Genomic DNA, 24321 nt, shown 5'->3' on the forward strand with positions numbered 1-24321 from the left:
CAGCTTCCTGCTGAATGGCATGTCTCGGCAGGCCAAACATTGCGGCCTTATTACAACGTCGATAAAAGGCCTTCTCCCATCAGAAGGCCTTTATCAATTACTTAAGATTAATACTCATATTTGGGCCACTGACGACTTCATCATCAAACCAGCGAGAGGTAATGGTTTTGGTTTCAGTGTAAAAACGAACCGCTTGCTTACCATAGGCGTGTTGGTCGCCATAGAAACTGCCTTTCCATCCCGTAAATGAGAAAAACGGTAATGGCACAGGAATAGGGACATTAATTCCCACTTGGCCAACATCAATATGATGTTGATATTTACGTGCTGCACCGCCTGATGCTGTAAAGATAGAAGTGCCGTTGCCATAAGGGCTGTTATTAACAACGTCAATCGCTTCATCAAGGCTTTCAGCTTCCATACAACAGAGTACAGGACCAAAGATTTCTTCTTTGTAGATGCTCATGTCTGTGGTGACATTGCTGAACATGGTTGGGCCAATCCAGTTACCAGACTCATATCCTTCAACAGTAAAGTCACTGCCATCGAGTAAACACTCAGCGCCTTCTTCTTTACCTTGAGCAATCAGTTTTAGCACACGCGCTTTAGCAGCCGGGCTAATGACTGGACCATAAGCCGCATTTTCATCATTCCATAATCCTGGGCGTACTTTTGCTAGTGCTTCTTTAAGCTCAGGGATCCACTCTTTGGCAGCGCCGACAAATACAGCAACAGAAATCGCCATACAACGTTGACCCGCCGCACCAACAGAGGCGCCTACCATGTTATTAATCACTTGTTGCTTGTTCGCATCAGGCATAATCACACAATGGTTTTTCGCACCAGCAAAGGCTTGAACACGTTTTAAGTTATCGGTACCCGTTTTATAGATGTATTGTCCTACACCGACAGAACCGACAAATGAAATCGCTTTAATTTCTTTATCATTGAGCAACACATCAACTGCCGTTTTATCGCCATGGATCAGCTGCAGTACCCCTTTTGGCGCCCCCGCTTCAACAAATAGCTCAACCAAGCGTTGTGGCGTCATTGGATCTTGCTCTGAAGGTTTTAAGATAAAGGTATTACCACACGCAATGGCTAGCGGGAACATCCATAATGGGATCATCGCTGGGAAGTTAAATGGGGTAATACCCGCACAAACACCTAATGGTTGCGTGTAACTATAGGTATCGATATTTCTTGCCACATTTTCAACCGTTTCGCCCATTAACATTGAGGCGATGTTACATGCGTGCTCAGCGACTTCGATGCCACGCCAAACATCACCTTTAGCATCTTCAAAGGTTTTACCTGTTTCTTGGGCTAGTATGGTTGCGAGCTCGTCATGATGCTCTTTTAGCAAATGTTGATAACGCAACATCACTCTGGCACGTTCAGAGACCGGCACTTCTTTCCATGTTTTAAATGCTTCTTTAGCACTATGAATCGCTTGATTAACTTCCTCTACCGTGGCGGCATTAATATTGGCAATCGGTAAGTTATTTGCAGGATTGGTCACCGAAATCTGTTGGGTTCCCATGCCTTCGGTAAATTCACCGTTGATATAATGTTTCACTTGAACTGTCATCTTGCTTCCTAAATCCCTGTAGAGCCCCAAAGCTCTGTGAAAGTGAAGTACTGCCGGCTTGTTATTTTTGACTAATTACTGTTACTTATTAGTGTTACGAATAATTGTCTAGCTCGTGCAGCACTTGAGTCTTGTTGAATGATTTTCTAATCGATTGTGACACTTAAACGGTTATAGCGAGATAGTTATACTTCAATTGCCATTGCCGTTGCTTCGCCGCCACCAATACATAATGACGCCACACCTTTAGATAAGCCCTTGGCTTTTAGCGAATGAATTAACGTCACAAGTACACGTGCACCAGAGCACCCAATAGGATGGCCTAATGCGCAAGCGCCGCCATTGATATTGACTTTAGATTCGTCAAGTTGTAATTCGCTAATAGCTAACATAGTCACCATGGCGAATGCTTCGTTAATTTCGAATAAATCCACATCAGCTTTAGACCAATTAACTTTATCGAATAGCTTGTTCATTGCACCGACGGGTGCAGTGGTAAACATTGAAGGCTCTTGAGAATGAGTGGTATGGCCTTTAATTGTCGCCATAATAGTGAGGCCTAATGACTCCGCTTTTTCTCGGCTCATTAACATTAAGGCCGCAGCACCATCTGAAATAGAGCTTGAGTTAGCGGCTGTAATTGTGCCGTCTTTAGCAAATGCTGGACGTAGTGAAGGAATTTTTTCAGGACGCGCATTGCCAGGCTGCTCATCCGTATCCACTGTGACATCACCTCGACGACTTGAAATCGTCACTGGCACGATTTCATCTTTAAACGCTCCAGACTGAATCGCTGTGTTAGCCTTTTCTAAAGAGTTCAGTGCGAATTGGTCCATGTTTTCACGAGTTAAGCCAAAATCATCAGCAGTTTTTTGGGCAAAAGTCCCCATTGCACCACCTGTGTACGCATCTTCAAGGCCATCGAGGAACATGTGGTCCAAAACTTTGCCATGACCCATACGCATTCCACTACGCGCCTTATCTAATAAATAAGGCGCTTGGGTCATACTTTCCATACCACCAGCAACAACAACTTCAGCACTACCCGCTTTGATTAAGTCGTGCGCCATCATCACGGTCTTCATACCTGAACCGCAGACTTTATTGATGGTCGTTGCACCAACACTTAAAGGTAATTCAGCTCCTAATGTCGCTTGACGAGCTGGCGCCTGTCCTAAACCTGCAGGCAATACACAACCCATTAAGACTTCATCAATTAAATGAGTATCAATCTGAGTGTGACTGACTAACCCTTTAATCGCATTGGCGGCTAATGTTGGAGATGTCACTGCTGATAATGCGCCTTGAAAGCCACCCATTGGGGTGCGCTTAGCAGCAACGATAACGATATCTTGTGGTGATGAATGTGTGGTGCTCATAACTTCTCCGCTGTAAACCGGCAAATATTCTGGCCGAGATTAATACACAGTAAAATGTGATCTAGTTCAATTATCACACTGTGACGTTTACGCTAACGTAAAGCAAGAAAAAATCGTCAAATTCATATTAAGATTTCAACACGGCTGTCATTGAAAATTTACAAAAACGATATACCATTAATAATTAAGGGGATTTATAACTAGGACTGCCAAGTTTATTGTTGTCAAAAAGTGAGTTTACTTACACGGGGAATTAATCGCTGCAGATTTTGATGGGAAAGAAATAGATGGGAAAGAAATAACAGTGGTTACTTGCGGAGGTTTTAAAGGGCATCAAGGTTAATTGAGTTGCTAATGCCCGTATAGTGGAAAGCCATCAAATCAACACGCATTGGATCAATAGGAAAATATCACATCGAAAAGGTTTGATTACGGCCATTTTGTTTCGCTTTATACATACCAGCATCCGCTCGTTTTATCATCTTAGATAGTGAATCTAGGCTTTCTTCAGTTCCAAGATCTTGCTCTGCTAATTCATCTTGCTCGCTATGCTCTATGACAACACCATCAACTTCGCTTAGCTGACTTACAGTAACCCCTAAGCTAATGGTAAATTTCACTTCGACATGATCAAAAGTAAATGTTTGCTGCTCGATACTATTACGAAGTCGCTCAGCCACTTCAACTGCTTGGTCTATATTGGTATTAGGCAATATTAATAAAAACTCTTCTCCACCAATTCGGCCTAATACATCCGTTTTTTTGACCCAATTTCTTGCTTTTCATGCCGCAGCTTTAATTGTTAAGTCCCCGATATGATGACCGTATGTGTCATTAATCATTTTAAATTTATCAATATCAAAAATGATCACCGCTAATGGCTCAGCTCGTTTTTGGGCAAGACTAAATAACCTATTCCCCTGCTCCATGGTGTAACGTCGATTTGATATCCCTGTAAGATAATCTGTTTGCGAACGGCGTTTAAAAAAGCGGCGAGACTGAATTAAAAAAGCCGTTGCAACAAGTAAAACCACAATAATCAAACTGGTAACGATTAAGGTTAATTGAGATATTTGCTGCTTATCTGTTTCTGACTTTAACTTCAGTAAATTAATCGCAAGCTGATTTTCTAGGATTTGGATTTCATATTCAGCGACTTTTGAATTGTGCTCTAGCGACGAGTAGATAACGTCTTTGTCCATGATGGAAGCATAGGTCAAACGTTCATGATTTAAGCTCGACATCAACAAGTTAAAGCTGGCTAAGTACTCTTGTTCGGAAAACTGTTTAAGCGCCATTATTGACGTTTTGAGAAAGGAAGAGCTCGCCGAAAATGTGTCAGAATTTATAAATTCATCAGCAGCTTCATAAGCCATTTCTGGCTGCTCTTGCTGCATGTGAGCTAAAGCGAGATAGGCATACATTAAGCCAATAAAATATTGTTCATTAGTGGTTGAGCTTAACTGTTTAGCGTTTTGCAATCGCTCAATTGCCAACTCATGATCATTATTATAATAACTTAGCCGACCCGCATTAAAATAAGCGAAAAATAAGAAGTCGTTAAATTCAGGATGCCGCTTGGCTAAATCAAACAGGCCGACAACATGAATTTCAGCCGCTTCCCAGTCTGACATTTTTATCGCCTCACCAACCAAGTTGTGCAGCATATTGAACATGTCTTGAATATCGTCAACTTCACTCCATAACCGATAGGCTTCATTGAAGTATTCATAAGCGTATTTATGTAATCCATTAGAGCGGTAAATCGCGCCAGTTGAGTTATAAATCATCGCTTGCTTGTTCGGAGGGAAATGGTGCTTCTTGGCAATCAACAAAGCTTCTTCAAGGCGCTGTAATCCTTGCTCAAACACTTGTGTATCAGTGTAGCAAAATGCGCTTTGCGTGAGTGCTTTGGACAACACGATAGGAGAGTCAATAGCGCGTGCTAATTCCAATGCATATTCTCTATCAGGGCAATAGCGCTCTTTATCATTAACCTGTAAATATTTAATGAATGAACGCTCAATATAACTGATAACTAAAATATCTGAAGTGGCAACTTGCTCAGCAGATTGAATCGCTAAAGAATATGATTCAACGGCATCATCTAATTTGTCTAATGCCTCTTGTTCAATCGCAATTAAATTGAATATATGGGCATTATCAATTGGGTTCCACGAATGGTGTTGCTGAGCTTGTTGTAAATACTCAAGCTTTTCCTCTGGCGCAGTAAACTTATCCAGCGCTTGTTTAACTGAATCTAATGTCATGACGTGAGCATCATTTGACTGTATCGCTCGCTCTGCATTGTCATTGGCATAAACTGGAGTAACCAGACTGATAAAGCCTACCAACGCAATGAATCGGCTTATCGATAGCACTCGGTAATAACAAAGGTGAAATTCAATCAATGGGCGCCTCAACATCTGATTTCGCTATGCCCCTGCTTACCATTATAAATCACGGTCTGCAAAACAAAATTTAAACTGTCACAAGGGTTAACAGATTGTATCAGCATAAGTGAGTTGCTTCGATATGACAATGTAGCGAAGACCGCAGGCTTATGCTTGAATCGGTGCTAACGCTAATGCGATTAGATAATTAATCTGTATCTAGCTTAGTTGCCATAATTTATCGGCAAAATATCAGGACTATTGATATTTTTAACTGATAACTCGCGTATAAAAATAAATATGAAAAATAAAAAAAGCGCTGAATCTCAGCGCTTTTTGCAGAAGTAAAGTGGCTTATTTAGGCCACTCATTAACTTCACTGTTGGTGAATCATCTGCAATTAACTGCAAGCTTTATTTCAAGCTGTTTATGCAAAAAGGCACTACTTTTGGATCATTACCGCACCAACGCTACGATCTTCACTTTGATTTAATAAGCGAATTGTTAACCCGTATTCAGGAATATTACGTCCAGCATCAAGTAAGTCGCCGCCAGAGTAATCACGAGAATCTCTAAAAGTACGTTGGGCACGAGTACGGTTGTCATACATAGTGATGCCATAATCTTCAGACAAATCGATAAACATTTTTTCAGGTCTATCGATTCTAAATGTCGCATCGTGGATTTGGTAGCGTGTCGTTGCAACATTACCATTACTCCATGACAAGGTATTTTGATCAGCATCCACAACACCTAAGAAACCGTCACCAGGGTGAACACCAACCCAGTTATCTGAATATTGATTATCCACGTACCAAATGAGCATGCCCTTTTCATAGGTCATTGGCTGTCCAGCAACATTGATATGCGCTAAACCACTGTCGACACCATGATGAGTTCGCCACTCAACTAAATAATAGTGCTCAGTTTCAGAAACGCCCGTCGATACATCAAATCCATTTAGCATCATGACTTCTGGCATCACATCAGCATTCGCTGTCGCAACAATCGTTTCATCGACAACAATGTTTAAATCATCAACGTACATACCAGGGTTGGATACCGCGCCATCGGTTTTATACATTATGTATAAATCAAATGCCTCACCCGCAAGCGCGGTGAGATCAAATTCAGCATCAATCCAGCCCGCTGAATTACCTGTTATACCGTTACCCAAATTAGTATCATTCGGATTTGTGTTACTGGTGATATTGCCTTCAAGCATCATCTGACCAAAGCTACCAACAGCAATCACATAGCCATAATCCCAATCAAGCTCGATGTCATACCATGTTTTAAACTGCACTGCAGCAGTGGTTGCATCAGTTAAATCGACAGAAACGGCCATCAGGTTTTCTAGATTATCTCCAGAACCACTGAAATACGCATATTCACCACTGGTTGGCACAGTGATAACCTGTTGCTTGTTTGGCAGACTCACCCTAATCACATCATGATTAGTGCCTTTACTGGATGCTTGATCTAATAGACCAACGACACCTCGACGAGGAATATCATCAAAATTCACCACAGCACCGTGTTGCCAATTGCCACCAAGGCTTGCTTGTAAATACTCTTTTGCGAATGGACTAAAACCAACGGGCTCTGTGCCGCCGATTTCACCCGCCCAACTACCAGATGACATAATAGACCACATAGATACCGGCTCACCTTGGCCAGTATATTGAGTGTCATATTCATCAGGTAACCCTAAATCATGACCATATTCATGGCTAATGACTCCAACAGCACTGTCAATCGGAGCGATGGTATAATCAAAAGCCCCCATTAGTCCGCCCCAATAAGGCGCTGAGCTTGAAGAATCAGGGATCCCAAATACTCCCCCCAAATTCCAACGATGTGACCAAATAGCATCTTCACCTACTTGACCACCACCAGCTTCTTCCCCCACTGCAGAATGGAATACCATCACATGATCAACCAATCCATCTGGTTCCCAGTAATTACCATCTCCATCAAGATCATACCTGTCTTCAATATCAAATTGATTTAAGTCAACAGTGGGATCTTGTGAGGCTGCTGTTAAAGCTTCTCGAATTAAGCTTCTCGCATCACCATCAACATTGTTGCCATAGAATGCTGCAGGCATTTCTGCCATATACCAACCAGCAACATCGCCAGTGACGGTATAACTGTCACCTGACTGTTTCTCATAAAATTGTCTAAACGAATTAGCATGATGACCATTCGGCGCAACCCAACCATCGTCACCAAAAAGGATTTGACGATAATGGTCTGGGTTGTAATCCTCATAATACATACCTGTTTCATCAGGTAAGATAGAATTATGCACAAAGTCAGGGAACTCCATCAAAATCGCTAAAACACGTGCTTCTCGTGTTTCACCTTCATATACTTCTTCTTGAACATTCGCAGGACGGCTTCGCATCGCATTGGCTGTTAGCTGTCCTTTTGACGCTTCATGCCGTTTATGATGTTTAGCCTTACCTTTAATTTCATTAGTCATGGGATACTGACTGACTACAGCAGCATCGAGCGCTGCGGCATTTAGTACCGCTTCTGATTGACGTTTTTTAAGGTAGGTTTTTAACGCTGTTTCAGCTTCTTTTAAGCTAGCACTTTGCGAGATTTTGCCTGATTTCTTGAGCATTTCTATTAACTTCTGCTCATCGGCAATCACTAAATCGAAAGCGCCCGTTTGTGGCGTGGGAGCATGCGGTGCGGCTTGCAAGGCTCCAGATAACCCAGCAATAGCAAACGCTAGCGGGAGTAGTTTCTTGTTATTCAATTGAATACCCTCATTAAATTTCAGATCCGTTTGAAAAGTAATACTCAGCAAGACTCAGCTACGTTAACTAAGTATTCAAAAATCCTAACCGAAGAAACAACGACACGACACTGGTTGGGCTTGATTTCAATCCCAAGTATTAACTTGTGCTAAACAACTAATTATTTTGGGTATTTTTCAGGCAATAAGGTGAGACTAAAAGCGCCACTTAGTCATACTAAATGGCGCCTTTAATTAAACGAATGACTTAATATTGAGACACTAACGACCGGTTTCCCATGGCGTCATTGCACTCATGTCAGATAAATCATACGGCGTTAACTGATAAACATAATAATTAAGCCAATTACTGACTAACAAACTGCCATGACTATGCCATTTGGCAACGGCGTCATTTTTAGGGTTATCGTCACGATAATAGTGAGTGGGAACACTTGGATTTAGACCTTGCTCAATATCACGCAGGTATTCGTCGTTTAACGTCGATTTTTGATATTCTGGATGACCCATTACAAACAAGTTTCGATTATTTCGACTTAACACGATATAAGCTCCAGCTTCTTTTGATTCAGCTAATACTTCTAAATCAGGATGCTGTTTAATATCATTAATATCCATTTCAGCGAAACGTGAATGAGGCGCAAAAAATTCATCATCGAAACCACGTAATAACGGATGTGGTTTATTACAACGACTGTGGTTAAACACACCAGAACGTTTCTTCTCTAACAGTTTACGATGTAAATCATATAAGTGAAACAAGCCCGCATGGGCTGCCCAGCATAAAAACAATACCGATGTGACATGCTGCTGAGACCAATCGATAATTTCTTTTATGTGTTCCCAATACACAACATCTTCAAAATCTAATTGCCCTAGTGGCGCACCAGTGATAATTAGACCATCATAATTGCGTGTTCTTACCGCTTCGAAATCACGATAAAAAGTGTTCATATGATCAATTGAGGTGTGTTTTGAAGCTTTATCATGGATACGTAATAAATCCACATCCACTTGCAAAGGCGTATTTCCTAATAAACGTAACAACTGAGTTTCTGTCTCAATTTTATTAGGCATCAAATTTAAAATCAGCACACGCATTGGACGAATATCTTGATTCGCAGCCCGTGTTTCGGACATAACGAAAATATTCTCTGATTCTAAGATTTCTGCAGCGGGTAAATTATCTGGGATTCTAACCGGCATCAAAGCACCTTTTTAACACTATAAGATTCGGTACTTGGAAAACATCAACAACACACAACAGTGTTGCGTCCGACATTTATCACTCATTACCGACTTTATTTACGATAAGATTAATAGCCTCATTACTATTAATATCAACTACATAAGATTGAGTATTGATAAACCAAAGCTTACCTTCCACCTCAATACGGGCACCTACTGCATAGGTATGACCCTGCTGAAATTGATCGCGAGCAAGTTCAAATGTAAATGCATGGGGCGTCGTCACTTCATCTGAAGTCATTTCAGCCATAACAATCGCTTTCGTATCTTGCAAAGACACATCTTTAAGTTGCACTTTAATAACTGCGTTATCAGGTAACACGATGCGCTCTCGATACATGATCTCACCTGATACACTGACAAGATCATTGTGCGAAGCACATGCACCTAATCCTAAAAGCACCACTACCGCGACAAGCACTCCATTAAATAATCGCATCATTGTCTTGCTCATTTCAGTCTCCTTATCATACATAAAGACTTCTAGAAGTCTATACGTCTTATATTGAATAATATTCTTGCTTGTTATCGAAAGCAGTTGTTTTTATCATAGGTCATCATTTCGAAGCCTTAAAGCGCATGACACAAGCAAACGCAATAATAGTGGGCGCTAGCTCACATCTTAGTAAAGAAATCGCCCGTAAATTGGCCGCAGAAAAAGTTGCTTTGACACTTTTTGTCCAAGATCCAGACTCATTAAAAGAGTTTGCTTCACAACTTGAGACTGAAGTTAACGTTTTACCGTTAAATATTGAGCAGCCTGTTGAGATAATTCGCCAATTAGAACAAGAGTGGCAACGAATTGATGGCGCACATTTGGTCTTAATAAACACAGGGCTAAATGGTTACAACGAGACGCTGCCATGGCAACTTGAGCAAGATATTATTGACGTCAATGTCACTGGTTTTACTGCTATTTGTAATACCACTTTCCGACTCATGCGAGAGCAAGGGTATGGCCAAATAGCCGCTATTAACTCAATTGCCGGACTGAGAGGTGGACCAAGCGTTGCTTACCATGCATCTAAGGCGTATGCACAGAACTACCTTGAAGGCTTGAGTATGCATGCTCAGCGCCTGAAATTACCCATCACCATTACAGATATTCAATTAGGCTTATTAGATAAGGCTGCGATGCAGCAAAGTAAGTTATGGCTCCCGCCTCTTGCTAAAGTGGCAGATCAGATAATTGCAGCAATGAAAAAAGGTAAACGTAAGGTATATGTGACTAAACGCTGGCGTCTGGTTGCTTGGTTAACCATGATGTTGCCGGAATTTATTTACAACACCCGCCACTGGAAAAACAAAAAGAAGAAATAGCCTTAGTTAAAAATGGCGTAAAAGTTGATTTAATACTGTCTCGTCAATCAATAAAAACAGGAGCTAAGCTCCTGTTTTTTTTTTGGTAACAATAACGCTCTGACTTAGAACTTGTAACCTACGCTCACCATATAAACCCACGGGTTTATATCAGTTTCAATTGTCACAGGTACTGAATCTGCACCACCGTTTGGCGCGTAGTTAAAGCTTGCATCAGTTGAAATCTGTGCATACCAAACTGAAGCATTAACTAACCAATTTTGATTAATGTTGTAATCTAAGCCTACTTGAGCAGCTAAGCCCCAAGAGTTAGACAAGCTTAAGTCAGATAAACGACCATCAACACTGTTGGTAATTTCATTGTCAAAAAAGTTAGTAAAGTTAACACCTACACCAATATACGGGCGTAATTTAGATTGCGCATTACCAAAGTAATATTGTGCAACTAAGGTTGGCGGTAAATGCTTAGTTTCAGCCACTTTCATGCCAGCAATTGAGATGTCATGAGTAAAAGGCGTTGCTGCTAATAATTCAACTCCCCAATTATCTGTCAGCATGTAGCCAAAATTTAAACCAACTTGAGTGTTGTCATCAACAGAGAATTGGCCTAAATCACCTAAGTCTGGGGTATCAACATTTTGACTTTCATCATTCGGCGCGACAGCAACTGCCCCTACACGAAAAATAAAATCACCCGCTTGGTGAGCAAAAACAGAAGAAGAAATACCAGTAGATAATAAACTGGCTGCGACAATACTTAAGGCTATTTTTTTATTCATTGTGACAACTCCATGTGCGCAACATAATTAGTGCTTTGTGCAAACACTGTTAACAATTGCCGCTACACTGCCAGAGTATTTGATTAACAATATTGATCCAAATCAATAAAAACACCCATACCAAACTAGGTAAGCAACATTAATGACTGAGATCACATTTACCTAGCAGATTTAGATAACACGCATTTAATATACAGCTATAAATCCAGCATATCGTATTAAAAATGAACAGATTTCACTCAATTCTAGGTATCGCATAAATATTCAGGCAAAATAAATAATTCACATGTTGACAACAATTTCATCTATCTAATTGGTATAAGATTTGTTTTATGCCACTAAGATGTTAACCATCAGAAATTTGTTACATAAGTGATACAATCAAATTTATCGACTTTCTTTTTGGAATCACATCGCTTTGTCGCGCCTATCAAAACAAATTTTTATGATAATTAGCTGGCTATTGTTGTTTGCCAATATTAACTCTACTCAAGCGAGTACGGTTTTTGAGCAAGCATCGAAGCAAGCTGAAAGTAAATCAGAAACGGCAAGCGACTCAACCGTAGAAGCTGTTCAAAAAATTAAACCAAACGCTACAAAAGCCAACGGTGAGCAAAGCGCTACTGAAGACTCTCCATGCTATAGCCGCTCACAATCAGAACTACCGTTAGATAAAACATTCGCTTATTTGAATACCAAGTTTTGCGAACCCGCTATCTGGTTTGACAGCTTTTTTGTCGATGATCGTATAGAAGATGATGGACGAGCAGGCACCATCATTCGCTGGTATAACGACTTCTCTTATTTTGAAAAGGAGGGGTTTAAGTACCGAGCTAACTTAAATGCGCGTTTAAACTTGCCGGGAATGAGCAAGAAATTAAAGCTTATTTTTGACTCCACGGGCGAAGATGATCCTTTCTCTTTTATTAAACGTCCTGATGAAGAAAGAGATGTTGATGTCGGCTTACGATATGACTGGTATACAAAAGAAAGAAGTAGTTTCAATATCAAAGCCAGTTTTAAACCCAAAATTGAAGCGCGCTACCGTTACACTTTACCGATTTCGGACAACAGCCTTTGGCGATTTACACAAAAGTTATACCAGGAAAAAAGCGTAACAGGTGAATCTACAGAGTTAGATTTTGAACATGCTTTTAATCCTCAATTTTTGCTCCGTTGGCACAGTGCAGCACAATATGAGAATAAAGGTAACGGCTGGAAAATAGGCACTGGTTTACAGCTTTATCAATATATTAGTGAGACACAAGCCATTAGCTATCAAGCAAAAATAAATGGCGTCAATAAGCCCTACCATTATATTGATAAAGCCAGTATTGGGCTCACATATAGACAAAGTTATTTGAGAGAATGGTTATTTTTTGGCATTACGCCTGAATACACATGGAGTGAAGATGAAGACAGCGAGCGCTTGAATCAAGCCGTTTTGACTGTCACCATCGAAGTGTTATTTCAAAATGTTTGAATTAGCTATGCTAACTAAACGAATTAAAGCTCTAATGACAAATTCTGGTACTCATTAAACCAAGGCTTGCTGGCAACTCGCTCCATAAACACTGACTCATCAGCTTTAGGATTGTAATTTACAGTCAAGTTAAATAGACAAGGCAAACCGAACACTGACTCAACGACAATGTCACCACGCTCATCGAGCTTCACCCCAATCGCTGTTTGCAGTTCAGGCCAATAAGACATCGCATCTTTAGCAGAAGTATAAGCAGGATGCTGGTTTTTTATGTGCATTCTTGCTTGGTTTTTAACGGACCAAGGGAATGAAGCCATTTCCGCTAAAGCAAGTTCGATTAACTTGTCACGATAAACACTGGTTTCTTCATTGCAGTAATAAATCACGTCAATATCATCTGATACTGATTCCGCAGCACCATGCAATTTATCCCACACTAAATTACGAACAAAACCTGCAGCAATATACCAATCATCAACCTCAAGCTCTTTAAACATTTGCGCAGTCAGATCCAATGCTTTCATGCGCATTGGGTCGTTTGTAATCCACTGTTTTATTTGAGATTCAAAATCCATGACCTATTCCGAGTGTTATTTGTACTATTTAAATTAACCACAGTGTACCGATGCTAATTTGCAGATTTAAAAACGGTAAATCAAAAGCTACCACTTTATCGGCTTAATTAATGAAGAACTTTAATAATTTACATTTTGATCGATAAATAACGCGACTCTTTCGACAAAACTTGCTAAACGACAATTTTGACAAAAAACAATAATAACAAAACCAATATTAACACATGCTAATATTGGTGAGTTAAGTTAACTGATTTTATGCCACTAAGCTATTAATAAACAACGCGCCATTTCAAGTTGATAGGGAAAAATATTGGAAAATATATAGTAAGTTTAAACACGAATAACGCACTGAAAAGAGCAACTGCCAGTTAAGTGGTCAGAGCATGTGATTGTAGAACACGCTCAACATTAACTGGCTGTATAGCGAAAGAGTCAACAAGGTTTAAGTGGCATCTGCCTGCTGTTCTGGAGCGGCATCAGCAAAAGCAGATTGTTGATTACAATACGTCCAAACTCTTAAAATGTTCGGGTAATCAGTTAAATCAACATTGAATCGTTTAGCATTATAAACCTGCGGGATTAAACATAAATCCACTAACGTAGGAGTATCACCGAAACAATATTTGCTAGAATGAGTCTTCATTTGTGATTCTAATGCTTTAAAGCCAATGTGGATCCAATGGTGATACCACTTCATTTTAGCTTCTTCATCTACATCCATCTCTTTCACTAAAAATTGCAACACACGCAAATTATCTAATGGGTGAATTTCGCAAGCAATAGATTGCGCCATCGCACGAACAATCGCCCTATCCTTTGGCGTTTTTGGCAATAGTGGGCTTTGAGGATACTGCTCTTCTAAATATTCAATAATTGCCATTGATTGAGTAAGGCAAAACTCCCCGTCATCGTTAGAGTCGACAAAAGCGGGAACTAATTGCTGAGGGTTTAACGCTGCAAACATCTCGCTATGCTGCTCCCCGCCATTGTTAACTAAATGCACTGAAACCTGTTCTGCCACCAGTTGCTTTAAATTGAGTGCAATGCGTACTCGATAGGCGGCACTTGAGCGCCAGTATCCATATAGTTTCATTTTATCTCCTTATCATCATTGAGCTAACAGCCTAATGAGCATAAAAAAAGCAATAACGCATAGCGCTATTGCTTTAGGGTATTAAACCGTAACGACTAGCCTTTGTACTCAACCACTTTTTGGTCTATTGAGCCAAAGATACTGTTGTTTTCTTCATCAAACATTTCGATTCTGACAGTATCACCGAAATGCATGAATGGAGTTGAAGCTTTGCCATCTGCAATGATTTCTAACATACGTTTCTCAGCTAAACAGCTAGAACCTGCACTGCGATCATAGTTTGATATCGTGCCTGAACCAATCACAGCACCAGCGCATAATGGACGGGTTTTAGCCACATGAGAAACCAGTTGGCTGAAGTTGAACGTCATATCAACGCCAGCATTGGGTTGGCCAAATAGGTCGCCGTTTAAATGTGTGACTAATGGTAAGTGAACTTTACTGTCTTGCCACTTATCACCTAACTCATCTGGGGTAATCGCAACAGGAGAAAATGCACTAGAAGGCTTAGATTGGAAAAAACCAAATCCTTTAGCCAACTCACCAGGAATTAAATTACGCAGTGACACATCATTCACTAGCATCAGTAATTTAATATGTTTAGCTGCATTATCGGTATCAACACCCATTGCAACATCATCCGTAACAACGGCAATTTCAGATTCGAAATCAATGCCAAACTCTTCGCTTGCCATTTCAATATCCGCTTTAGGTGCGATAAAGCAATCAGAGCCACCTTGGTAAACTAACGGATCTGTCCAAAAAGACTCAGGCATTTCAGCACCACGAGCCTTACGAACTAACTCAACGTGATTAACATAAGCACTACCATCTGCCCACTGGTATGCACGTGGTAAAGGTGACAGACAACGTGACTCATCAAAATCGATAGCATTATCCATTTGACCAGCATTTAACGCTTCATACAGCTCTTCCAATTGAGGATTAAGTAAATCCCATGCATCCAATAGTTGCTGCATGGTATTGGCAATAGCAGGAACGGCAACGGCTTTTGATAAATCTTTACTCACCAACATAAGTTGGCCATCACGGCGGCCGTTGTTGTAACTTGCAAGTTTCATTTTGACTCCTAAAGGGAACAAATAAAGTTGATACTAGATTTTAAATTGTTATTTCTAGCAATCTGTACCTAAGACGCTAATGAAGCATTTGCCGAACAGATTGCGGGTTAATATCAACGAAAATAGCGTTATAACGCTAGGAATACATTAAGCTCAGCCAAATTAATATAGCGTGAGATAAATCACACTTTGGTTAGTTGGCGGTGATTTTGTAAAGCTTTTAATACACAGTGCAAGATAGTGGCAATATCAGCAATATATGCCTGAAAAATACCATAATGCCAGCATTTTGCTGGCATTATATCGTTACAGTCAGTTTTACCTAATGAACCTTAAGTTCACGGCTAACGCTTTTTAGTGATTTTGTAATCTCTAAGTTTGTTTGCAATCGCCGTATGAGAAACACCTAACTTTTTGGCTAATTGTCGGGTACTTGGATAAGCAGGATATAAACGCCTTAACAATGACGCTTCATATTCTTTCATTGCTTGATCAAGGCTACCCTCAAACTCTTCATCAAAATAACCAAACCCTTCAGCGTAAGACGGCAGTTTAAGCTGTTCAACAGTTAATTCAGCTGATCCATCCCACATTGAAACCGCTCTAAAAATAGCGTTTTTAAGCTGACGAACATTACCAGGCCACGCATAGGTAAACAGGTAATCACGACAAGATGCTGAAATACGGCGAAGTGGGCTTGATAGCTGCTGACTGTAATGCTCTAAGAACATTTCAGTTAATGGGATAACATCAACCTTTCGCTCGCGCAGCGACGGCATGTGGTAACTGAGTACATGAATTCGGTAATATAGATCTTCTCTGAACTCTCCAGACTGACAAAGCTCTGCTAGGTTTTTCTGAGTGGAGCAAATAATACGTACATCAGCACGGACTTCTTCATCGCCACCAATTCGTCTGAAGGTGCCATCTTGTAAAAGGCGCAATAACTTAACTTGTGCCGCTTTTGACATTTCGGCGATTTCATCTAAAAAGACGGTGCCGCCTTTCGCTTCTTCAAATAGGCCACGTTTTATAACATCACCATTTGAAACAAAACCAAATAACTCTTCCTCAGCCACACTATCAGGCAAAGCTGCACAGTTAATTGGAATAAACGGATGTTCACGGCGCATACTGGCATCATGGCTTGCTTTAGCCATTAACTCTTTACCCGTTCCTGTTTCACCTGTGATCAATAAAGGCGCATCAAGTTGTGCCATACGTTTAGCTTGCTTAAGGACATCTTTCATCTTATCGCTAACAGCAAGAACATTATCAAAACCCGTTGTTTGATTTTGAAGTGCATTAAACTGTTTACCTACTCTGGCAGGCGATTTAAGTGATACAACAGCACCAGCTAAGATACTGGCATTGTTTTCATCTGGTAAATAAATCGGGAGCATTTCAGCTAGATACTCGTTACTACCAATTTGTACTCGGGTCGCTTGAGCTAAGACAGGTGCTTCTGTTAACCAACGAGAAAAGTTAAAGCCTTGAACCCAGTGATTTAGTGATTCATCAATAACTTCATGCTCTTGCATATTCAAGGTCAACAATGCAGATTCATTGACGATACGAATACGCCCTTTGGAATTAATAGAAAATACCGAATCGGGTAACGTTTTTAACAAGGTTTTTAATGCATAATGCTCTTGCTCAGAAGGCATAAACGATACGGTTCGTACATCATGAACACTTTCTACTTTTCTAATAAGTGGCATTAATTCGCTTAAGGTTTCAAACCCAATTTCAGCGAATTGTAAATAGAGAAAACCTTTGTTACTAGCATCAATTGCAATCAAATTAATGCCATAAGTCTCTAATACTTCAAGAATATCTTTCGCAAGGCCAATGCGATCTAAACAACTCACTTCCAAACGCATATACAACTATTCCCTATCAGTCATTTTGCAGCAATATACGAGGATTCAAGGCAATAACCATTCAAAATTGAATGAAAATTGTCATCCTTCTTTATTTGTGAGCGATACGTTAAAAGGTTATGCGGCTTGTGGCAAGTGTTGTTTACAGCGGAATTGTAACAGATGACGTATTCCAGCAGGTTACGTTAACGTAACCTGCTGAAATTAATAATGAAGCTGGCTAGTCTATCAACTGGTCGGTTTTCGCCGCCATGATAAAATCATTTTTATGAAGTCCTTTAATTGAGTGTGACCACCAAGTCACTGTCACTTTGCCCCATTCCGTTAAAATACCAGGGTGATGAAACTCTTCTTCAGCAAGTTCAGCTAATTTATTGGTAAAAACCATCGCCAATTTGAAGTTCTTGAACTTATACACACGCTCTAACTGATTAATTCCGTCACGATTCTCTACGGTCCATTCTGGGATCATTTGACTGAACTCGACCATTTCTTGCTCGGTCACTTTTGGGGCATCAATTTGGCAAGCTTCACATTTTAATTCTGATAAATCAGACATAACTACTCCTGAGTTTTTTGTTCTTTTATTCGTATTAACTTGCAATCGTCTTTGGGGCAAATTTAGGTTCAAGTAACCCCAACTGACGTGCTTTTGTCACTGCAGCCATAATGTCCATTTGAGCGATTTCATCCAAATAGTCGACGCTGTCAATCACATAGTAAATAGGTTGCATAATATCGATTCGGTAAGGCGTTCTTAGCACTTCTATCAAATCAAATGGCTTACGTTCAGGTTCATCACTTAACGCATATAAGGTCTCGCCAGGAGAACTTAAAATCCCCCCACCATAAATATTAAGACCGCCGTCAGCACTTTTGACTAAACCAAATTCCACAGTAAACCAATACAGTCTAGCTAAATATACCCGCTCTTCTTTTGATGCAGCCAAACCTAGCTGACCATAAATATGTGAAAAGCGCGCAAATGCTGGGTTCGTCAATAACGGGCAATGGCCAAAAATTTCATGAAAAATATCCGGTTCTTGTAAGTAATCAAACTCTTCTTTGGTACGAATAAACGTGGCGACGGGGAACTGTTTACTCGCTAGCAATTCAAAAAATTTTCCAAAAGAAATTAAAGCCGGCACGCCCGCGGTTTTCCAACCAGTCGTTTCGGTTAGCACTTTATCGATTTCTTGTAATTGCGGCACCCTGTTGGTCGGCATATTGAGCGCCTTAAGGCCTTGCATATACGCATCACATGCACGTCCTGGCATGTTAACCATCTGACGCTGATATAACTCATGCCAGACATCATGTTCTTCATCAGTGTACTGAATATAACCCTGACTATCGGGGATTTTAGCTGTGTAATTTGTTGCTTTACTCATAAGTGTCACTTTACGTAAACTTCTCTGCCTTCATAGTGAGCTAAGGTTTCATATTTGTTAACAGGCTCACACTTTATTGATTGGCAGTTTGCTAGCTAAAAACGTAAACCATTCGCTACAAAGTCAATATTGATAAAGAATAGTAATTTAAAAACAGAGACTTAAAATGTAGTTATAGTTTGACGAATGAGTTAAAGGCTATCAATGTTGCAGACTTTTTTGTAGCGCATCTTAGAATGAATGCTGCTATTTACTGATTATTCGAATGGATATCAGTAACAAAAGTTATATTCATCACGCTAAGTTAAGTACAATAGTATGAGCAATTACTTTTTACTCCACAGTGTTAAGGACAAACCATGGCAATTCTAGTGACTGGCGGTGTTGGCTATATCGGCTCTCATACTGTCGTAGAACTGTTAGATGCCAATCAACAAGTGATCATTGTTGATAATTTATCGAATGCCAACGTTAATGCGCTCGACAGAATCCGCCAAATTACAGGGAAAGATTGCACTTTTTATCAAGGTAGCGTACTCAATAAAGCCCTGTTACACAAAATCTTTACCGATCATGTTATCGACTCAGTGATTCATTTTGCAGGCTTAAAAGCGGTAGGTGAGTCTGTCACTAACCCATTGCAATATTATGAAACCAACGTCACAGGTTCCATCATACTTTGCCAAGTCATGGCTGAGCATAATGTAAAAAAATTAGTCTTTAGCTCATCAGCCACTGTTTACGGCCTACCTGAAAGTCTGCCAATTCGAGAGGATTTTGCAACAGGTGCTACCAACCCTTATGGGCAATCTAAACTTATGGTTGAGCAGCTATTGGCTGACTTATACGCTGCAGATAGCCAATGGAATATTGCTGTATTACGATATTTTAACCCAGTTGGTGCCCATAAAAGTGGGTTAATAGGCGAAGATCCTAGTGATATACCCAACAATTTAATGCCATTTATTTGCCAAGTCGCGATTGGGAATATCAAAGAATTACGCGTTTTTGGGAATGATTACCTCACACCTGATGGCACTGGTGTTCGAGATTATATTCATGTCGAAGATCTCGCAACAGGCCACATCAAGGCTTTAAATAAACTGTCTGAAAACCCTGGCATTGTGACTTACAACCTCGGTACAGGTAGAGGTTATAGCGTCATCGAGTTAATTACGGCATTTGAACAAGCCAGTGGTAAGACTATACCTTATCGCTTTACCGATCGCCGTACAGGAGATTTAGCCGCCTATTTCGCTGATGCGACTTTGGCGCACAAAGAACTTGATTGGCAGCCCACTCATACCCTTGAGTCAATGGTTAAAAGTAGCTGGCAATGGCAATCAAAAAACCCTAAAGGTTATCGAGAATAAACACGAAATGAATCATTGTAAGGCTGGAAATAAATCATGAGCCAATCCATTAATCATAGCCGTAGAAATCTATTCAGACGCAGAAAAGACAGTGCTCAACGTCCGCCATGGGTGATAGATTCTATCGAGTTTACTGACGAATGTACTCGCTGTAATGCCTGTATCGATGCTTGCGAAACCAAAGTGCTTATTAAAGGAGATGGCGGCTTTCCAGAAATTAAATTTTCTGAAGATGAATGCACTTTTTGTCAGCAGTGTGCAACCGTCTGCGAAGAAAAGATTTTCGATGTATCTCAAGCTTTACCATGGACAATTAAAGCGTCAATCAATGATTCATGCCTGACCTACAGAGGTGTGTGGTGTCAAAGTTGCAAAGATGCATGCGATCCTAGAGCGATTACATTTAAGATGGCAGTCGGTCAAATCCCTAAACCCATTATTGATATTGATGCTTGTACTGGCTGCGGCGCATGCGTATCTCCTTGTCCTGCACAGTCAATTACCGTGACAGAAACTCACGTTAAAGCCGAGTAATTGAGGCTAATTGAGTGACCGCCGTCAAAAAAAAGTCCTAACAGTCAAAATTTAATTGTTTTTTTTGCATTTAATTGTCGCTATATTAAATGTTAAATATCTATAACAAAGTCATTTTCGCCGCGCTTATCAGTTTTATTGCGGCCTAATTATGCGAAAAGAGAGTCTACATGTTTAGTAAAAAAAGTCCGGCAAACAACCTCAGTTTTATCGCAAACGACTGTGAAGTCACGGGTAATATCAAAGTTGTTGGGGACGTCTTGATTGCAGGCAAAATCAACGGTGAAATTCGTGCAACAGGTAACGTAACAGTAGAATCAACAGGTGTAGTGACTGGTGGCGTGATTTGTGTTGAAGCGTCAGTGTCAGGCTTGATGACAGGTAATATTACGTGCGATAAATTATCAATCACCAATACAGGTACTTTTGATGGTGAAGTTTACAGTAAGCGTATGGAAATCTTAGATAATGGTCAGTTTATCGGATACCGCAAAGCTTATGACGAAAGCGCAGAACATCAGTTAATCTCAAATGAAAAAGTGATCAGTGATTCATCAGAAGAAAAAACTGATAACCCACAACTTTCCGCTGCTGTGACAGCTTAGTTTTCACCTAAATTTGTTGATAACTGTATTAATAAGCTTTGTTGTTGTTTCAAGTGATGTTTGAACCATCACCCACGAGACAATAACAAAGTTTACGTTATTTCTTCTCCTTCTCCACCAAACTCTTGCTGCCACTCCCTTAGTAAAGCCACAAACGCCATTGGTGCCCTATCAAGGCTATCTACAGAAATATATAAATGAAACCCGAGATGACTTTCAAGTGTCTGACAGCGATGGCCAAACATTGCTAACACGCCTCTGTAACGATCCCCATTAACGACCAAAGGAGTAAACTCAGCGCCTAGGTAGGTTTCTAAACTTTGTAAGTCTTCATCTTGTGTCGCTGCCGTCATCAATAACGGGCGCTGCTCAGTTAACAGACCTGTCGCCAATCGTGGGGAAATATTGTCTAGAATGGGGTTAATTTTTTTGAGCTTAAAGCCAATGTAAGGCAATTCGATTAATTCAAGGTTTTGAGTCACTCTTGATACATCAATTCGCTGGATATTGTTCCACCCGATATGGACAGTACCGCGTCGATGGAAATATTCGACTCCTGCCTGTGTTAACTTAAAACTGGCACTAGGTTGGTTAATTTTAGCGATACCTAAAATTAAACTCACACTTCCAAAACCAAACAACACAATGCCGATCCCAAATAGGTGTTTTGCAGTAATAAAGAGCACTAGGCTGATAAATAACGCTAGCGAACCAAACACGGTTAAGGTTATACCATTACGCTTACCAAATGGACTGATTAATAATGTGTTTTCTTGAGTCATGTTGCCAACGTTTAGCTTGTAAGGATTAAAGGTTGTTATTCAAAGGTTTCAATCAAAAACCGTTTTACTTTTAGCCATTCCATCCCGACATATTCATGAATCGACCGTTGAGAAATAAACAAGTTTTCAGCGCTAAACCGCCACCAATAGCCTGTAGAACTGATAAAGTTCGTTGGCGCAGCTACTGGGAATAGATTTTCTTGGCTAAATATTTTTATCGATCTTGGCATATGAGTCGCTGAAGTAACCAGTATGAATGGTGTTTTTCCTACCAGCTGCTTCATTGCTTGTGCTTCTTCTATGGTATCTAACGCTGTTGGAAAAATAGTAATGCTTTCAGCTGGCACCCCAAGTTCAATGGCTGCACGTTTCATGATCATCGCATGGGGCGTTGGGGTAATTCCGCCGCTCCAACCACTGACGACTAAGGTACATGGCCTGTCTGCGATATCTAGCTGCCGTAGACCTTCCATCAACCTTGCAAGTGCGGTCGATGATAACTGCTGTACAGCACTGTTCTCGTTATTTTCAGTATGGCCTGAGCCTAACACCATCACATAGCATTGATAATTTTCATTTTCGTCATAAGCAAAAGACAGCGGAATTTCGTTCACTGAGTACCTTGACTCTAAACTATGGGATAGCGCAGCAGATACATATGAGTTACTGAAGACCAATAAGGTTGAAAAGCCTAAAAATAGACACAGCTGTCCAATAACTTTTTTATGTTTACTACAGTAACGCCAAATGAGTAGAGCCATGAGCAAACACAAAAGTGTAAATGGCACAGGCATGACTAATTGTGAAAGTATTTTTTTAAGCCAAAACATTAAGATACCCAAAGATTATTCGCAGCAATATATTAGCTTGTTAAGGAATAGATTACTAATACCTATATGTTATCCAGTCACGCTCCACATTTCACCAACATCATATCGTCACCAATACGATGAACATAAAATTGCTTTAAGCATAAAAAAGCGACCCTATGATAAGCGTCGCTAACATGTTTCTATATGCTCTGAATTTGAAGTGTTATGATCTAAATAACCAATACAAAAACAAATCATAAAGGTTCATTAATGGCTATCTTTACCCCATAGCCACGCTGCGCCACGTACACCTGATGACGCACCAAACTGGTTTTTGACCACTATCGTGTCGCATTCACGGCCGACGACATATTTAGGCAACACCTTAGGCAACTCTTTGTAAATGGCATCAATGTTCGATACCCCGCCACCTAATACAATAACGTCAGGGTCAATCATATTGATTAAGTGGGCAAGAGAGCGTGCTAAACGGTCGATATAACGAACAAAAGCTTGAGTAGCCAAGGGATGCCCTTCAGCCATCATCTGTGAAATTTGTATTCCACTGTCAGCCTCACCTCCTGCTCGGCGAAAATCTCTTACCCAGCCAGTCCCCGAAATAAAGGTTTCAATACAATCTTTATTGCCACAAAAACACGATGTTGAGTTGAACTCATCAGGCGTCATCCAAGGTAATGGGTTATGCCCCCATTCACCGCCGATACCATTACCCCCGCCGTGGACTTTGCCATTAATAGATAAACCACCGCCACAACCCGTTCCAATAATCACACCAAAAACCACGCCTTTTCCTGCTGCGGCGCCATCTACTGACTCAGATACAGCAAAGCAGTTAGCATCATTGGCAACTCGTACTTCTCTATCAAGACGGGCGCTCAAATCTTTATCTAATGGATGTCCATTAATCCAAGTAGAATTTGAGTTTTTAACTAATCCTGTAAAAGGTGAAACAACGCCAGGGATCCCTACACCAACTGAGCCTGTTTGCTGAGTTTCAGCTTCAGCTTCAGAAACGAGTCCAATTATCGCATCTAAGGTTCCAGGATAATTTTTTGGGGTAGGAACACGTTTACGAAACAGCTCGCTGCCATCATCCGCTAACGCTACTAACTCGATTTTTGTCCCGCCAAGGTCAACACCCATGCGCATCATAGCTTCACTCTCCATTTAATTATAATCTATCATTTAACACGTAGATTCACGG

20 protein-coding genes and 1 pseudogene are annotated in these 24321 nt (G+C 40.5%); 5 read left to right on the top strand and 16 right to left on the bottom strand.

The features are described 5' to 3' along the window. Window positions 1-97: 97 nt before the first annotated feature. From AN944_RS02535 to AN944_RS02565, 6 genes and pseudogenes are all read right to left on the bottom strand, one after another. Window positions 98-1591 (bottom strand): CoA-acylating methylmalonate-semialdehyde dehydrogenase, encoded by a 1494-nt coding sequence (locus tag AN944_RS02535; protein ID WP_055023017.1) that lies wholly within the window; start codon window positions 1589-1591, stop codon window positions 98-100. Window positions 1592-1776: 185 nt separating this feature from the next. Continuing rightward, the gene (locus tag AN944_RS02540; RefSeq protein ID WP_055023018.1) at window positions 1777-2970 is read right to left on the bottom strand and encodes an acetyl-CoA C-acyltransferase; all 1194 of its coding nucleotides are present in this window, start codon (window positions 2968-2970) and stop codon (window positions 1777-1779) included. A 410-nt stretch (window positions 2971-3380) separates the two neighbouring features. Next, window positions 3381-5396: pseudogene (locus tag AN944_RS22005) on the bottom strand (diguanylate cyclase). A gap of 409 nt (window positions 5397-5805) precedes the next feature. After that, window positions 5806-8133, bottom strand: a complete 2328-nt coding sequence (locus AN944_RS02555) for an immune inhibitor A domain-containing protein (RefSeq protein ID WP_055023021.1) — start codon at window positions 8131-8133, stop codon at window positions 5806-5808. 261 nt (window positions 8134-8394) lie between these two features. Further along, entirely contained in the window at window positions 8395-9339 is a 945-nt protein-coding gene (gene metA, locus AN944_RS02560; RefSeq protein ID WP_055023022.1) for a homoserine O-succinyltransferase, read from the bottom strand. Between the two features lie 79 nt (window positions 9340-9418). Then, complete coding sequence (locus AN944_RS02565; RefSeq protein ID WP_144430121.1) at window positions 9419-9835, bottom strand: YbaY family lipoprotein; 417 nt, start codon at window positions 9833-9835, stop codon at window positions 9419-9421. 125 nt (window positions 9836-9960) lie between these two features. Here AN944_RS02565 and AN944_RS02570 point away from each other — a divergent pair, with 125 nt between their 5' ends. Then, entirely contained in the window at window positions 9961-10701 is a 741-nt protein-coding gene (locus tag AN944_RS02570; RefSeq protein ID WP_055023175.1) for an SDR family oxidoreductase, read from the top strand. A gap of 104 nt (window positions 10702-10805) precedes the next feature. Here AN944_RS02570 and ompW read toward each other — a convergent pair whose 3' ends face one another. After that, the gene (gene ompW / locus AN944_RS02575; RefSeq protein ID WP_055023024.1) at window positions 10806-11480 is read right to left on the bottom strand and encodes an outer membrane protein OmpW; all 675 of its coding nucleotides are present in this window, start codon (window positions 11478-11480) and stop codon (window positions 10806-10808) included. 445 nt (window positions 11481-11925) lie between these two features. On the opposite strand from ompW, the gene AN944_RS02580 reads away from it, so the two are divergent. Further along, the gene (locus tag AN944_RS02580; protein WP_235530837.1) at window positions 11926-12963 is read left to right on the top strand and encodes a hypothetical protein; all 1038 of its coding nucleotides are present in this window, start codon (window positions 11926-11928) and stop codon (window positions 12961-12963) included. Window positions 12964-12986: 23 nt separating this feature from the next. Here AN944_RS02580 and AN944_RS02585 read toward each other — a convergent pair whose 3' ends face one another. The 6 genes from AN944_RS02585 to phhA all read right to left on the bottom strand — a co-directional run bounded on the left by AN944_RS02585 (window position 12987) and on the right by phhA (window position 18990). Next, complete coding sequence (locus AN944_RS02585) at window positions 12987-13538, bottom strand: nucleotidyltransferase family protein (RefSeq protein WP_055023025.1); 552 nt, start codon at window positions 13536-13538, stop codon at window positions 12987-12989. Between the two features lie 445 nt (window positions 13539-13983). Beyond that, entirely contained in the window at window positions 13984-14634 is a 651-nt protein-coding gene (gene maiA / locus AN944_RS02590) for a maleylacetoacetate isomerase (RefSeq protein WP_055023026.1), read from the bottom strand. Window positions 14635-14729: 95 nt separating this feature from the next. After that, window positions 14730-15716 (bottom strand): fumarylacetoacetate hydrolase family protein, encoded by a 987-nt coding sequence (locus AN944_RS02595; protein WP_055023027.1) that lies wholly within the window; start codon window positions 15714-15716, stop codon window positions 14730-14732. Window positions 15717-16060: 344 nt separating this feature from the next. Beyond that, window positions 16061-17599, bottom strand: coding sequence for a transcriptional regulator TyrR (tyrR, locus tag AN944_RS02600; RefSeq protein ID WP_055023028.1), 1539 nt, complete (start codon window positions 17597-17599; stop codon window positions 16061-16063). Between the two features lie 220 nt (window positions 17600-17819). Beyond that, complete coding sequence (locus tag AN944_RS02605) at window positions 17820-18158, bottom strand: 4a-hydroxytetrahydrobiopterin dehydratase (RefSeq protein ID WP_055023029.1); 339 nt, start codon at window positions 18156-18158, stop codon at window positions 17820-17822. Between the two features lie 34 nt (window positions 18159-18192). Continuing rightward, window positions 18193-18990 (bottom strand): phenylalanine 4-monooxygenase, encoded by a 798-nt coding sequence (gene phhA, locus AN944_RS02610; protein ID WP_055023030.1) that lies wholly within the window; start codon window positions 18988-18990, stop codon window positions 18193-18195. Window positions 18991-19349: 359 nt separating this feature from the next. Between phhA and galE the strand changes: the two genes are divergently transcribed. From galE to AN944_RS02625, 3 genes are all read left to right on the top strand, one after another. Then, window positions 19350-20363: a UDP-glucose 4-epimerase GalE gene (gene galE, locus AN944_RS02615; protein WP_055023031.1), complete on the top strand. Its 1014-nt coding sequence runs from the start codon at window positions 19350-19352 to the stop codon at window positions 20361-20363. A 36-nt stretch (window positions 20364-20399) separates the two neighbouring features. After that, entirely contained in the window at window positions 20400-20897 is a 498-nt protein-coding gene (napF, locus tag AN944_RS02620; RefSeq protein ID WP_055023032.1) for a ferredoxin-type protein NapF, read from the top strand. 170 nt (window positions 20898-21067) lie between these two features. Continuing rightward, window positions 21068-21502: a polymer-forming cytoskeletal protein gene (locus AN944_RS02625; RefSeq protein ID WP_055023033.1), complete on the top strand. Its 435-nt coding sequence runs from the start codon at window positions 21068-21070 to the stop codon at window positions 21500-21502. Window positions 21503-21594: 92 nt separating this feature from the next. On the opposite strand, the gene AN944_RS02630 is transcribed toward AN944_RS02625, so the two are convergent. The 3 genes from AN944_RS02630 to mak all read right to left on the bottom strand — a co-directional run bounded on the left by AN944_RS02630 (window position 21595) and on the right by mak (window position 24269). After that, window positions 21595-22284, bottom strand: coding sequence for a DUF2982 domain-containing protein (locus tag AN944_RS02630; protein ID WP_055023034.1), 690 nt, complete (start codon window positions 22282-22284; stop codon window positions 21595-21597). Window positions 22285-22319: 35 nt separating this feature from the next. Then, window positions 22320-22898, bottom strand: a complete 579-nt coding sequence (locus AN944_RS02635; protein WP_327271688.1) for an ElyC/SanA/YdcF family protein — start codon at window positions 22896-22898, stop codon at window positions 22320-22322. A 465-nt stretch (window positions 22899-23363) separates the two neighbouring features. Beyond that, window positions 23364-24269 carry a fructokinase gene (mak, locus tag AN944_RS02640; protein ID WP_055023036.1) on the bottom strand — a complete coding sequence of 302 codons (906 nt, stop codon included), beginning with the start codon at window positions 24267-24269 and terminating at the stop codon, window positions 23364-23366. Between the last annotated feature and the right edge of the window lie 52 nt (window positions 24270-24321).

Origin of the sequence: Shewanella sp. P1-14-1, assembly GCF_001401775.1 — a bacterium.
Classification (GTDB): Bacteria; Pseudomonadota; Gammaproteobacteria; order Enterobacterales; family Shewanellaceae; genus Shewanella; species Shewanella japonica.

Bases quoted from the DNA above. Each gene is read 5' to 3' on its own strand.
- AN944_RS02535 (WP_055023017.1), bottom strand. From the start codon at position 1,591: ATGACAGTTCAAGTGAAACATTATATCAACGGTGAATTTACCGAAGGC.
- AN944_RS02540 (WP_055023018.1), bottom strand. From the start codon at position 2,970: ATGAGCACCACACATTCATCACCACAAGATATCGTTATCGTTGCTGCT.
- metA (WP_055023022.1), bottom strand. From the start codon at position 9,339: ATGCCGGTTAGAATCCCAGATAATTTACCCGCTGCAGAAATCTTAGAA.
- AN944_RS02565 (WP_144430121.1), bottom strand. From the start codon at position 9,835: ATGAGCAAGACAATGATGCGATTATTTAATGGAGTGCTTGTCGCGGTA.
- AN944_RS02570 (WP_055023175.1), top strand. From the start codon at position 9,961: ATGACACAAGCAAACGCAATAATAGTGGGCGCTAGCTCACATCTTAGT.
- ompW (WP_055023024.1), bottom strand. From the start codon at position 11,480: ATGAATAAAAAAATAGCCTTAAGTATTGTCGCAGCCAGTTTATTATCT.
- AN944_RS02580 (WP_235530837.1), top strand. From the start codon at position 11,926: ATGATAATTAGCTGGCTATTGTTGTTTGCCAATATTAACTCTACTCAA.
- AN944_RS02585 (WP_055023025.1), bottom strand. From the start codon at position 13,538: ATGGATTTTGAATCTCAAATAAAACAGTGGATTACAAACGACCCAATG.
- maiA (WP_055023026.1), bottom strand. From the start codon at position 14,634: ATGAAACTATATGGATACTGGCGCTCAAGTGCCGCCTATCGAGTACGC.
- AN944_RS02595 (WP_055023027.1), bottom strand. From the start codon at position 15,716: ATGAAACTTGCAAGTTACAACAACGGCCGCCGTGATGGCCAACTTATG.
- tyrR (WP_055023028.1), bottom strand. From the start codon at position 17,599: ATGCGTTTGGAAGTGAGTTGTTTAGATCGCATTGGCCTTGCGAAAGAT.
- AN944_RS02605 (WP_055023029.1), bottom strand. From the start codon at position 18,158: ATGTCTGATTTATCAGAATTAAAATGTGAAGCTTGCCAAATTGATGCC.
- phhA (WP_055023030.1), bottom strand. From the start codon at position 18,990: ATGAGTAAAGCAACAAATTACACAGCTAAAATCCCCGATAGTCAGGGT.
- galE (WP_055023031.1), top strand. From the start codon at position 19,350: ATGGCAATTCTAGTGACTGGCGGTGTTGGCTATATCGGCTCTCATACT.
- napF (WP_055023032.1), top strand. From the start codon at position 20,400: ATGAGCCAATCCATTAATCATAGCCGTAGAAATCTATTCAGACGCAGA.
- AN944_RS02625 (WP_055023033.1), top strand. From the start codon at position 21,068: ATGTTTAGTAAAAAAAGTCCGGCAAACAACCTCAGTTTTATCGCAAAC.
- AN944_RS02630 (WP_055023034.1), bottom strand. From the start codon at position 22,284: ATGACTCAAGAAAACACATTATTAATCAGTCCATTTGGTAAGCGTAAT.
- mak (WP_055023036.1), bottom strand. From the start codon at position 24,269: ATGATGCGCATGGGTGTTGACCTTGGCGGGACAAAAATCGAGTTAGTA.